At 40.7% G+C, this 12,723-nt stretch carries 11 protein-coding genes and 4 tRNA genes; 11 read left to right on the top strand and 4 right to left on the bottom strand.

Features of this window, described 5'->3' with window-relative positions:
• Positions 1-161: 161 nt before the first annotated feature.
• Positions 162-935: an amidohydrolase gene (locus tag ATS76_RS15110; protein WP_058552739.1), complete on the top strand. Its 774-nt coding sequence runs from the start codon at positions 162-164 to the stop codon at positions 933-935.
• Between the two features lie 76 nt (positions 936-1,011).
• Positions 1,012-2,433, top strand: a complete 1,422-nt coding sequence (locus ATS76_RS15105) for a mannose-1-phosphate guanylyltransferase/mannose-6-phosphate isomerase (protein ID WP_058552738.1) — start codon at positions 1,012-1,014, stop codon at positions 2,431-2,433.
• A gap of 17 nt (positions 2,434-2,450) precedes the next feature.
• Here ATS76_RS15105 and ATS76_RS15100 read toward each other — a convergent pair whose 3' ends face one another.
• From ATS76_RS15100 to ATS76_RS15090, 3 genes are all read right to left on the bottom strand, one after another.
• On the bottom strand, positions 2,451-4,607 hold the full coding sequence (locus tag ATS76_RS15100; protein WP_058552737.1) for an ATP-binding protein: 2,157 nt from the start codon (positions 4,605-4,607) through the stop codon (positions 2,451-2,453).
• A 124-nt stretch (positions 4,608-4,731) separates the two neighbouring features.
• A complete protein-coding gene (locus ATS76_RS15095; protein WP_058552736.1) occupies positions 4,732-5,388 on the bottom strand; it encodes a helix-turn-helix transcriptional regulator in 657 nt (218 codons plus the stop codon).
• Between the two features lie 196 nt (positions 5,389-5,584).
• A complete protein-coding gene (locus ATS76_RS15090; protein WP_058404687.1) occupies positions 5,585-5,956 on the bottom strand; it encodes a histidine triad nucleotide-binding protein in 372 nt (123 codons plus the stop codon).
• A 92-nt stretch (positions 5,957-6,048) separates the two neighbouring features.
• Between ATS76_RS15090 and ATS76_RS15085 the strand changes: the two genes are divergently transcribed.
• On the top strand, positions 6,049-6,651 hold the full coding sequence (locus ATS76_RS15085; protein ID WP_058552735.1) for a DUF2057 domain-containing protein: 603 nt from the start codon (positions 6,049-6,051) through the stop codon (positions 6,649-6,651).
• A gap of 68 nt (positions 6,652-6,719) precedes the next feature.
• Here the strand turns inward: ATS76_RS15085 and ATS76_RS15080 are convergent, their stop codons facing one another.
• On the bottom strand, positions 6,720-8,561 hold the full coding sequence (locus ATS76_RS15080) for a M1 family metallopeptidase (protein ID WP_058552734.1): 1,842 nt from the start codon (positions 8,559-8,561) through the stop codon (positions 6,720-6,722).
• Positions 8,562-8,703: 142 nt separating this feature from the next.
• On the opposite strand from ATS76_RS15080, the gene murB reads away from it, so the two are divergent.
• The 8 genes from murB to ATS76_RS15040 form a co-directional block, all read left to right on the top strand.
• Positions 8,704-9,714 carry a UDP-N-acetylmuramate dehydrogenase gene (gene murB, locus ATS76_RS15075; RefSeq protein ID WP_058552790.1) on the top strand — a complete coding sequence of 337 codons (1,011 nt, stop codon included), beginning with the start codon at positions 8,704-8,706 and terminating at the stop codon, positions 9,712-9,714.
• On the top strand, positions 9,711-10,715 hold the full coding sequence (gene birA / locus ATS76_RS15070) for a bifunctional biotin--[acetyl-CoA-carboxylase] ligase/biotin operon repressor BirA (protein WP_058552733.1): 1,005 nt from the start codon (positions 9,711-9,713) through the stop codon (positions 10,713-10,715). Before murB ends, birA begins: the two co-directional genes overlap by 4 nt.
• The gene (locus ATS76_RS15065; protein WP_058552732.1) at positions 10,712-11,422 is read left to right on the top strand and encodes a type III pantothenate kinase; all 711 of its coding nucleotides are present in this window, start codon (positions 10,712-10,714) and stop codon (positions 11,420-11,422) included. The genes birA and ATS76_RS15065 overlap by 4 nt, the downstream gene beginning before the upstream one ends.
• A gap of 126 nt (positions 11,423-11,548) precedes the next feature.
• Positions 11,549-11,624 (top strand) — tRNA-Thr (locus ATS76_RS15060).
• Between the two features lie 40 nt (positions 11,625-11,664).
• Positions 11,665-11,749, top strand: a tRNA-Tyr gene (locus ATS76_RS15055).
• Positions 11,750-11,794: 45 nt separating this feature from the next.
• Positions 11,795-11,869: transfer RNA gene (locus ATS76_RS15050), tRNA-Gly, on the top strand.
• Positions 11,870-11,880: 11 nt separating this feature from the next.
• Positions 11,881-11,956, top strand: a tRNA-Thr gene (locus tag ATS76_RS15045).
• Between the two features lie 128 nt (positions 11,957-12,084).
• On the top strand, positions 12,085-12,723 hold a 639-nt coding region (locus ATS76_RS15040), incomplete at its 3' end, for a GTP-binding protein (RefSeq protein ID WP_082664358.1).

The following is a 12,723-nucleotide window of genomic DNA, read 5'->3' as shown; positions in this document are numbered from 1 at the left end:
TAATAACCAAAAAAGTGTTAATTTTTAGTTGTTTGGGGGGCTGCTAGCTGGGCAAAAAGCGCTATAGTGTTTAATGATAAGGTTACTAAGTTTATTGATAATGTAATCTGTACATACTTTGCTAAAAATAATAAAACCCTAAAAGAGGCAGCCCATATTTTATGTCAACTTTAACGCTTACATTAGTACAAAGCTCTCTTCACTGGCTCGATAAAAGCGCTAATTTAGCGATGTTTGATAAGCAACTAGGTGGGCTAACAGAAAAGCCTGACCTTATTTTATTACCTGAAACGTTTGCCACTGGTTTTGCTATAAACCATGATTGCGCGGAGCCAGAGAATGGCCTAGTGCTTACTTGGTTAAAACAACAAGCAAAAAAACATAATGCAGTGATTGCTGGGTCGGTGCTGGTGGCGCAAAATGATAAAGAAGCCAACCGTTTTTATTGGGTAAAACCATGTGGTGAAGTGAACCATTACGATAAGCGTCATTTATTTCGCTTAGGCAATGAGGGAGATCATGTAATAGTAGGAAATGAGCGAAAAGTTTTTGAAATTAATGGTTTTAAACTACTGCCTCAAGTTTGCTATGACCTGCGTTTTCCGGTGTTTCAGCGCAATAAAAATGACTACGACATAATGGTTAATGTGGCAAATTGGCCAGCGGTACGACGACCCGTTTGGGATACATTATTGGCAGCTCGTGCGATAGAAAATTTATGTTATGTGGTGGGGGTTAACCGTGTAGGCGATGATGGTAATGGCGTTGCTCACAATGGTGGTACGGCTGTTTATAACTTTAAAGGAGAGACCTTAGCCAAGGCGGGCGATAATATTAAACAATTATTGACAATTACACTTGAAAAAGAGCCTCTAGATGCGTTTAAAACGGCTTTTCCAGCTTATTTAGATGCCGATCCGTTTACGCTAACTTAAGTTATCTTCAATTAGCACTAAAAATATTTAGTGTTAAAATAGACGCTATTACATTAATTGGCGGCTAATTAGCATTATGAATACTTTAATCACTCCTGTTATTTTAGCTGGGGGTATTGGCTCTAGACTGTGGCCTTTATCGCGCCAAGCCATGCCCAAACAATTTTTACCGCTACTCGATAACCACTATTCGTTATTACAAAGCACTTTAGCGCGAGTGTCAGGTAATCAGTTTGAAAAGCCAATACTGGTTTGTAACGAACAACACCGTTTTATTGCTGCCGAGCAAAGTGCAATTATTAACCCGCAAGCGCTTTTACTAGAGCCTCAGGGTAAAAATACGGCGCCTGCCATTGCGTTAGCCGCATGTTACGCACTACAGCAGGGGATTGATGGACCAATGTTAGTGATGCCAGCCGATCATTATATTGAAAATTTTGATGAGCTAACACTTCAGTTAAATGATGCTGTTAAGTTAGCTGAGCAAGGAATGCTAGTTACCTTTTCAATTACACCTACACACGCGCACACAGGGTTTGGGTATATAAAGCAAGGCAGTAAAATTTCAGGCTCAAACTGTTTTGAAGTCGCTGAATTTAAAGAAAAGCCAACCCTAGCAACAGCACAAAAATACCTAGCGGAAGGTGGTTATAGTTGGAATAGCGGCATGTTTTTATTTACGCCACGGGCTTATTTAAATGAGCTGGAACGTTTTGCGCCAAAAATAGCACACAGTGTTCATGCTGCTTCTCAATTTTCACACGACTTAGGCTTTACAAGGCCAAACATAGAGCCACTTAAAAGCTGCCCAAGTGACTCTATTGATTACGCTATTTTAGAGCGCAGCAACAATGTAGCGGTTATGCCTGTTGCGCTTAAATGGAGTGATGTAGGTAGCTTTAGTGCGCTTGCAAACCTTACTAAGCAAGATGCGCACGGTAATAACGAAAACCAAAACCATATAGCACAAAACAGTACGAATAATTTTGTTATTAGCGAACACGACCATAGTATCGCAACGCTTGGGGTAAGTGATTTAGCCATTATTCACACCCACGATGCCACACTGGTTGCCGATAAGAATAAGCTCGACGGTTTACCTTTATTACTTAAACAATTAGCACAGAGCCAAAGTGATAAACTCAATCACCATCAGGTTGTGTATCGTCCGTGGGGTAACTACCGCACTTTGGTTGAAGATAGTGGTTTTAAAGTTAAAAAAATAACCGTTAATAGCGGTGCTAAACTTTCAACACAGCAACATCAGCATCGTGCAGAGCATTGGGTGGTGGTATCGGGAATTGCCAATGTTCGCATTGATGAGCAGTTGCTAACGCTCACCCAAGACCAATCGTGCTACATTGCCGCGAAGCAAGTTCATAGCTTGGCGAATAACCAACAAGTGCCATTAATTGTTATTGAAGTACAAACGGGTGCCATACTTGATGAATCCGACATACAACGGTTTGATGACTTATATGGCAGAGAAGGGCTTTAACGCCTTTTTAATTTACTTTATGAAAGTTGTCCACGGACAAATTTTAAGTATTTTTCAAGGCTGCGTTGCCACAGTTCGAGCGCTTCATTGAGTAGATCGTTATGTGGCTTATTATCAAGCAATCGGCGCTCAATTTTTTTAAGTTCCATGCCATAGCGGTTAAACCCTAATTGTAATGCAGTGCTCGCTTGGCGATGCAAAAGTTTAATGCATTGCTCGGGGTGCTGGTCTATTAATCCTTGGCAGCGAATTAACTTATTTCGAGCAGAAAGTACAAACTCATTATAAATAGACGATACCTCATCCTCACTAAACGAGCTGGCGAGTGTTTCTATAGCCGTTTTATCATAAAGGGTATCAATAAGTTCTACTGCAATATTTGTGGTTTGATTTGATTGAGAGTCGCTTAATGCTTGGCGTAGTTTTTGGTGTTTAATTGGCTTACCAACAATATCTTTAATGCCCAGCGCTAAATACTCTTTAACTTCATCAGGACTTAAACTGGCAGTAAAAGCAAGTATAGGTGTTCGCTGGTTTTTGTGCTCAACACGCTTGAGGCGCTTAATAACTTCTTGTCCTGTTAAATCAGGTAGGTTCATATCAAGTAAGACTACGTCAAAGTGATATGCTTGCATTAGCTCAATGGCGCTTTTACCGTCTTTAGCGAGCTTAATTTTGTGCTCGTCGTCTGCCATAAACTCAATGGCTATTTTTTGGTTTAGATCTAAATCTTCAACCAAAAGAACATCAAGCCCTGTTAAGTAGTCTTTTGTTTGATGGCGTTGCTCTACAAGGCTTAACTCACCTAAGGTAAAGGTCGTTATAAAGCTAAACACACTACCAATACCCAGTTCGCTAGAAATCTCAAGGCGACTACCGAGTTTTTCTAATAAGCGGCTTGTAATTGCAAGCCCGAGACCCGTGCCACCTTTTTCTTTACCTGCACTACTTTGTACATAGGGCTCGGTTAAGTATGCAATTTCATCGTTTTCAATACCCGGACCTGAATCCTTAACACTGACTTTAATGGTGTGTTCTAGCTGCTTTTCTAAAATCAAATCAACCTGAATTTTTACCACACCACGGTCGGTGAACTTTATTGCATTGCCGACTAAGTTAATAATTATTTGTCGTAGCTTTTGTTGGTCGCAGTAGTAACAGGCTTGCTCGGGAACATTACACACAAGCTCAAACTTAAGCTGTTTTTGTTCAGCTAACGGGCTGAGTAACAGGCATAAATTATTTAGCCAGGTTTTAAATTCAATGTCTTCTTCATAAAGGGCTTCATCACTTTGGTCTAAACTTGCATATTCAAGCACTTTATCGACTAGTAAATTTAATGATTCTGCTGAGTTAATAATTGCTTCGCAATAAGCCTTACTGTGTGTATCGCTTGTTTGGTTCATGACCAGTTGCGCGCTACCTAAAATACCATTAAGTGGCGTGCGTATTTCATGGCTAATGGTAGATAAAAATAGTCCGCGTATTTCTAAATCTTTTTGGGCTTTAGCGGCTAACGTATTGAGGTGATGTTCCCGGCGTTCATTACATAATAGCGCCATGCCTGCAGCATAAAACATCGGTGCAATAGTTCCGTTTAAAAATAGTACGGTACTAAACCAGCTGCTTGAAACGATATCTTTTTGCTCAATTTCATTCATAAAAATTGAACGTGCAATAAAGGCTAACACCACGAGTGTTAAAATTGTAATGTATACAATACTGCCGTTGGGATAAGGTTTACGAGCGTACTTTATAAATATAAACAGTAAAAACAAGGCTTCTGAAATATGTTGTAAATCGGATGCGATTACACGGCCAGCTAAAGAGGGATCAAAAAAACTATAATAACCAAATACCACTGCACTAAATGCAGTGACTGAACAAAGAAGCTTAAACCCAGGCCCGCGATAATTCAAAAATTGGCTAATAGAAAAACAGTGCACAATAGAGGCTGCAAACATTAAGCTACATGCTGCATTTATAACAATTAAATTATGGGTGTTACTCATAAAAGCAAATGCAATAACTGCACATAGCATTAATACCGGGTAAAAAATATAGAGTAGTGTCCCCGGAATTTGCTTATTTGTTCGCCATGTTAAAATATTCAAAAATATCATAACAACAATAACGGCTATGCTGGCAAAATAAAGAGTGTAGGAATCGAGCATCAGGCTTCCAGCAAAGAAATTTTAAGTTAGAGTAATTAAAATATTTTAAGTTAACAAGTGCTTAGGCTAAATACAAAAAAAGACACCTAAGTGTCTGTTTTTGTATTTCAGTCAAAGTAAGCGTTTAGCGAATTTCGTCTGGTATATTTTGCTGTGCCCAAGATAATAGCTCAATACGGTTACGACACTTAGTCTTTCTAAATGCGCTGTATAGATGAGTTTTTACTGTGTGTGGGCTAATGCTAAGTTCTTCAGCAATTTCTTTATTTTTAGAACCGTTACTCATTAATGAAATAATTGCTTTCTCGCGCTTAGTAAGTTTGACAGGTTCAATATCGCCCTCTGTAAGCTTGTGAAGTGCGTCTTTATTAAACTGCAACATGCGATTTAACGCATTACACATGATGTCGCGACGATACCAAAGCTGATCTTCTAATAAGAGTCGAATACCTTTCATTAGCACATCTGCATTGTCGGTCGTATAAAACACACCACGAATCCCGCTGAGTAATGCTCGATTGGCAAGCTCAGGGTTTTCATCTAAGTTAAATAATATGATATCGCACTTAACACGTAGGTTTACTAGTTGTTCTTTTAATTTTCCCCACGCGTCATTGCTAGACGTTTCAATAAAAAGTAAGCGAGTCCCTTCAGGTATATCCAATATATTAGTACCCGTTGTTACGTCTAGTCCTTGCGTTTTTAGCAATGGCTCTAATACGTTAATACCAATAGTATTAATTGGATCTTTATCTAATAACAAAAAGGCAGAACTGCTCATGTTTTTATACTCTTTTATAAAGCTGACTGATTAAGTTTATCACGATTCCCACACCTTTAGTATTAGAAAACCGCTATCGTACTTAAAAACAAGTACAATTTTATGATTATTTAAACATAAAATGTTGCAAATAAGTAATTGTTTTTTAATTTATAGGAACACATGCTTTTACATAGCATGTAGTAACCGAGCTTAATTAAACGATTTCTTTTTTGTTATCTTGATAAGGAGGCCACCCCATTTGCTTACCGGCAAGCATGTGAAGATGGATATGATAGACGGTTTGGCCGCCATGATCGTTGCAGTTCATAACAACACGGTAGCCGTCATCGCTAAAGTTATGTTCTTTTGCAAGCTTTGCGGCCACCACATATAAGTTGCCCACTAAGTGTGCGTTATCATCATTTATATGATTTATGGTAGGAATTGCAATTTTTGGGATAATTAACACATGAAAAGGAGCTTGAGGGTTTATATCTTCAAACGCGAGGGTATTTTCGTCCTCGTAAATTATGCTTGCTGGGATTTCGCGATTAATTATTTTTGTAAATAGTGTCTCTTGGCTCATTGTGTGTTCCTTATCAAGTGGTATGAAATTTAGATTCACTAATGACAAATTTTCAAAGCAGTGTCAAACTCAAATCAACCAAAGGAGTTAATATGCGTAAATCAGTGTTAATGAGCAGTGTAGCTGCATTGCTATTTAGTGTATCGGGTATGGCAGAAAATATTCACTTTCCTGAAGAGTTTGTGCCGTTACAAGTCGGTGAGCGAGTAATAGAAAGCTCTTTGTTTAGTCGTGTAGACGATTTAGAGCTAGCGCCGGGTTCTTACCGGCTAAAGCTCAAGTATACCGACTTATACGATGAAGATTACGATATGCATGAGGTGGTTGAGTCAGAGCCTTTTTGGGTTGATATTACGATTGAGGCAGGCACAGATTACACCTTGGTATTTAATCGTGCTGAAAATGCAGTAGCGGCTAAAGTATTTGCTCAATCGCCCATGGTAAGTTTAAAAGCTAAAGGCAGTGCGTTAGCTGCACCATTGAGTGTTGTCTCTAATAACCAACTAGCTAGCGAAGCGCCAGTTAGGACTATGCGTGAGGCACCTGCGGGTCCAGAAAAGCCGAGTAGACCGATTAAACCAATTGCACCCATTACAGGAAAAGGCATGCCAAGTGCGGCGCAAATGCTCGACTTTTGGTGGCAACAAGCAACAATTGCTGAGCGACAGGCTTTTTTAGCTAAAGTAACAAAATAAGCTGTTTGAGATAAGCATTAAAAAAGGGCCAAATTTGGCCCTTTTTAGTTCCTATTTTACGCTGTTTATTATTCAAATAATGCGTCAATAGTGCCTTGTGCTAGTGGGTGGTAACCCGGGCGTGCTTTTAAGTACACCTTTTGTGCCCACTCTTTTTTACCGTTAGTAATAAGTGATTTGTACAGAGGGACAATTAGCTTACGACGACCAATACCTGATAAATGCTTATCAAGCGCAGGGTAAATCGGTTGGTAACCGTTACCCACCGCAAGCATATACCATGCAAATGCGCGTTCTGCGTTGGTTGATTGCGTTAAGTTAAACTCATCGTCTAATTCAGTCATTTTTTCAATGCTTAAATCACGTGGTAGGTTATTTAAAAAGTGTAACCACTCATGTACTGTCCAGTTTGCTGTTGGGAGCTGCGCTGCAGTTGTTGTGCCTTGTAACCAAGCTGTGGTTGCAGTATCGACCTTATCGAACGCATCAGAGGTTGGGCTTGGCGCATCGCTTGGTAAACCAGGTTCAAAAATCCACTCGTTCACTTTATCCATACTAACAATACCTGGGTACTTGGTAATTAAATGGGCTTCAATATAGGTAACAAATTGCGCAGTCGTTAACGATTTAAAAGCAAACTCGTCAAAGTAAGTTTTTACGAAAGGGTCAAACTTGTCACGACCAAATTTGTTTTCCAAGTAAATTAAGAATAACTGACCTTTAGTGTAAGGCACCGAGCTAAACGCATCATCTGGATCGCGGCCATTAAGCTTTAAGTTAAGACGAGTATCAGGCGCATCAATAGTTTTAAGCTGTGCACGTAACCCAGCGGCATCAAGAGCTTGCTCCATTACGGCACGGTCGCGACCAAATACTTCTTCCATAATGCGGTTTTCAACGTATGAGGTAAAACCTTCGTTTAACCATAAATCTTCCCATGTTGCATTAGTGACCAAGTTACCAGACCAAGAGTGGGCAAGCTCGTGCGCAATTAGGTTAACTAAACTTTTATCACCAGCCACTACAGTAGGCGTAATAAATGATAAGCGTGGGTTTTCCATGCCACCAAATGGGAAACTTGGCGGAAGCATAAGTAAGTCGTAACGTCCCCATGCATAGTTGCCATACATGGCATTGGTTTTGTCGATCATGGCTTGCGTGTCGTTAAACTCAGCAACTGAGGCATCTAAAATTTCTGGCTCAGCAAAAATACCGGTTTGATGAGACATCGCTTTAAACTCTAAGTTACCTGCACCAATAGCAATTAAGTATGGTGAGATAGCTTGCGGCATGTCAAAGTGATAGTCGCCATCTTTATAAAGAGCGTCTTTGTTGTCGGCACTCATAACCGCACGAATATCTTTAGGTGTAGTAATACGCGCAGAATAGGTTACTCGCATTGCCGGTGTATCTTGTACAGGTAACCAGCTACGAGCGTGAATCGCTTGCGATTGGCTATACATAAACGGGTGCGTCTTACTTGCAGTTTGTTCAGGTGTTAACCATTGTAAGCCTGATGCCTCTGGACGGCTGTTATAGTAAATACGCACTACTTTGGCTTGGTTTTTAAACTCAATAGTAAGCTTTGAACCTTTGACATCATCACGATTCGCTAAAGTGAATTTAGCTTTGTGCCAGCTGCCGGTTTTTGTTTGATACATTACTTTATCGATGTCTAGGTCGCGAGTATCAAGCACTAGCTTTTTGCTTTTGCTGTTATTCCACTGAAGTGTATGCTCAACAAAGCCTTCTAATTGCTTGTCTTTAAAATCGACATCTAAATCAAGGTTTAAGTGAGTTGTAACAACATCGTCAAGATTGGCGTATGAGTTTTGATCAACAGCATTCGCCATTGCTTGCGAGCACATGCCCGCCATAGCGAGGCTTAAAAAGAGAGGTTTAATTTTCATAATTACCTTGAACACAAATAAAAAGAGCAGGTTTTATAACACGATTGGCAAGGTGGGTTGAGCAATTTTTACAATCTGATGCGCATTTTGCGACGATGAGGTAAACTATTGCGATTAGTTGGCGGTTTATCTTGAGAGCTTTGTGACGCACGCATTACACCCTTTACACACCTTTGCATTAGATACCCAATGCCAAAATTTAGTTGAAATTACTGATATTGAGCAACTATACACGCAAAGCTTTTCGTCACCATTTTGTTTGTTGGGGGAGGGGAGTAATACCATTTTTTTAAGCGATTACCATGGTACGGTAATTAAAATGGCAACCAAAGGGATTACTATCACACCCCGTGAAACCGATACTTTAATAAGCGTTGCCGCCGGTGAAAATTGGCACGCATTAGTAAGTTATTTACTTGATAAAAATTTACCAGGGCTTGAAAACTTAGCACTTATACCCGGCACTGTTGGAGCGTCACCGGTGCAAAATATCGGGGCTTACGGGGTTGAGCTTTCAAAATTTGTAGAGTCGGTCGAGTATTTTGACATACACAGTAAAGAACTTGTGTGTTTGACTAACGAGCAATGTGAGTTTGGCTACCGCGACTCTGTATTTAAACATGCACTGAAAAATAAAGCCGTTATTACACGTGTTTTACTAGCATTGCCAAAGCAATGGCAACCTGTACTGAGTTATGGACCATTAAAACAGTTAACAACCGTGACTCCACGCGCTGTATTTGAGCACGTTATTCAAACTCGTAATAGTAAACTACCAGATCCATACACGTTACCCAATGCGGGCAGCTTTTTTAAAAACCCAATAATTACCAATCAACAATTAGCAACGCTATTAAAGCAATTCCCTGAATTACCGCACTACGCATTCGGACAAAGCAAGCATAAGGTCGCTGCAGGGTGGTTAATAGATAACGCAAACCTCAAAGGTTATCGGGTTGCGGGCATTGAAGTTCATAGGCAACAAGCATTGGTATTAGTAAATCATGGCGATAGCCACGGCGAAGATCTAATTAGTATAATCAAGCACATTCAACATATTGTGTATTCGCGTTATAGCATACTGCTTGAGCATGAAGTGCGCTTAATAAATACAACTGCCGAATGCTATGTACAAGGAGGCGTTACACAGTGAAAGCACCTGATGGCAATAAACTCGCAATATTAAATGCATTAAATAAACCGGGCTTTGTATCAGGGCAAGCGCTGGGAGAGCAGCTAGGTATTAGCCGTGCGGCTGTGAGTAAGCATATTAATAGCCTACAAGAGATGGGTTTAGATATTTTTAAAGTAACGGGCAAAGGTTATAGCCTAAACAACTACGCTGGGCTTTTAAACCAATCGCAGATACAACAGCATTATAATCAATTAAATAGTCAGTTGAAGTCGCAGTCAGCGAACGTAGAAGTTCACCCTATAATTGACTCAACAAACTCCGAGCTTATGCGGCGTATACAAGCTAAAACAGCACTTGAGTCGGGAACCATTATAGTGGCCGAAATGCAGCAGGCTGGGCGAGGACGACGAGGCCGTGTGTGGCAGTCACCGTTTGGTGCAAACCTTTATTACAGCTATTTTTGGCGTTTAGATGATGGTCTTCAAGCGGCTATGGGGGTGTCGATTGCGGTGGGGTTAGCGGTATACGATACAATTAAAGCGCTTTATGACATAGATTTAGAGCTTAAGTGGCCAAACGATATCTACCTAAACAAACAAAAACTTGCAGGTGTACTTGTTGAACTAGATGGGCAACCGCAGGGACCGTGTCAGCTGGTATTAGGAATTGGTATTAATTTACAAATGCCAGAAAATTTCAGCCAAAATATAGATCAAGCATGGACTGATTTAAGCCAGCATACCCAAAAGCTAGATAAAAATGAGCTGGTGGCATCACTCACTTATCACATAGAGCATCGGTTAGATCAGTATCGTAAAAGTGGGTTACAAACAATGCACCAGCAATGGAACTCACTGAATGCTTTTGCTGGTGAGTGCGTAGAGCTAAATACAGGCCACAGAAGTTGGCGTGGGATATGCGAAGGAATTGATCCTCAAGGGGGGATTCGTATTCGTCAAGATGGTGATGTAAAAAGCTACTATGGCGGGGAAATATCACTGAGAAAGGCACCGCTATGAGATTACTCATCGATGTAGGTAACACCTCTTTAAAAGCCGTGCTTTGGCACAACGAGCAGGCACAACAAGCCGATTTAAATAAGTTACCCTGGCCGCAAATAACAGACGTTGTATACGCGTGTGTAGGTCGAAATGATTTACTCAATAAAATATTAGCTCAAGCTGCTACGCATCACATTGCATGTTATGAAGCAACGGTAACTAAAACACTTCAAGGGCTTACCTGCGCGTACGAGCAAGTAAACAACTTAGGTATTGATAGGTGGCTTGCGCTCATTGCTGGGTTTACATTGCATCCAAATAAAGCGTGCATAGTGGTTGATGCGGGTACGGCCACAACGATTGATGTATTAACTAGTGAAGGGCAGCACTTAGGCGGGTGGATTTTACCTGGGCTTGATTTAATGACGTCATCGCTGACGCAAAATACTCAGCGTGTATTTGACGACGAAAAAACTCCGTTTGTAAATCAGTTAGGAAAAAACACCCCTAACGGCTTAAAAAATGGTGCGTTAGTGGCCACTATAGGCGCAGTTGAACAAGCTAAATTACATTTAGGTGCAAGAAATGGCACCCAAACAATACAAATTGTTTTTGCTGGTGGCTATGGCGCGTTATTACAGCAGCAATTTGAAGGCAGTATTTATGATTCTTTGTTGGTAATGAAAGGTTTAAATTATTGGCGAAATTTAAGCAAAACGAGCTAAAAATAGAAAAATAAGTAACTTTTGCATGAATATTGAACATTTAAGCAATAAAATCGCATTTTTTTTAATTTTATAGTTGCATCCCAATAAACCTTACTCTAATATCTCGCCCCGTACTAAAGCAGTGCCGACTTAGCTCAGCTGGTAGAGCAACTGACTTGTAATCAGTAGGTCAACCGTTCGACTCGGTTAGTCGGCACCACTTTCCTTTTACCGAAAGTGAATTAGTAGAGAATTATCGTGGAGGGGTTCCCGAGCGGCCAAAGGGATCAGACTGTAAATCTGACGGCTCAGCCTTCGCTGGTTCGAATCCAGCTCCCTCCACCACTTTATTCTTGACGGTTAGAGGTAGATTAAGAACAGATTCCTAACGCGGGCATCGTATAATGGCTATTACCTCAGCCTTCCAAGCTGATGATGCGGGTTCGATTCCCGCTGCCCGCTCCAGTTCTTGTGTTGCTGATATAGCTCAGTTGGTAGAGCGCACCCTTGGTAAGGGTGAGGTCGGCAGTTCGACTCTGCCTATCAGCACCAGTCTTAAGAATCTTCTTGATTACTTCCTTTATCTGTCAGAAAATACTATTTGAAAAAATTAACTTAATCTACCTTCGGTGGATTATTTTCATATGTAATCTAGATACACAAAACTGATAGGTTCCGTCATGGCAAAAGAAAAGTTTGAACGCGTAAAACCGCACGTAAACGTTGGTACAATCGGCCACGTTGACCACGGTAAAACTACACTAACTGCAGCAATCACTAACGTACTTGCAAAAGTATACGGCGGTGTTGCTAAAGATTTCGCATCAATCGATAACGCTCCAGAAGAGCGTGAGCGTGGTATCACTATCTCAACTTCACACGTTGAGTACGACACACCAAGTCGTCACTACGCACACGTAGATTGTCCTGGTCACGCCGATTATGTTAAAAACATGATCACAGGTGCTGCACAAATGGACGGCGCTATCTTAGTAGTAGCTGCAACTGACGGCCCTATGCCACAAACACGTGAGCACATCCTACTTTCTCGTCAGGTTGGCGTACCTTACATCATCGTATTCATGAACAAATGTGACATGGTTGATGACGAAGAGCTACTTGAACTAGTAGAAATGGAAGTTCGTGAACTTCTTTCTGAGTACGATTTCCCAGGTGACGACTTACCACTAATTCAAGGTTCTGCACTTAAAGCACTTGAAGGCGAGAAAGAGTGGGAAGACAAGATTGTAGAGCTTGCAGAAGCACTAGATTCTTACATTCCAGAGCCAGAGCGCGACATCGATAAGCCATTCATCATG

The organism is Pseudoalteromonas sp. 10-33 (assembly GCF_001469195.1).
Classification (GTDB): domain Bacteria; phylum Pseudomonadota; class Gammaproteobacteria; order Enterobacterales; family Alteromonadaceae; genus Pseudoalteromonas.
This window is presented reverse-complemented; position numbering and strand designations above follow the sequence as displayed.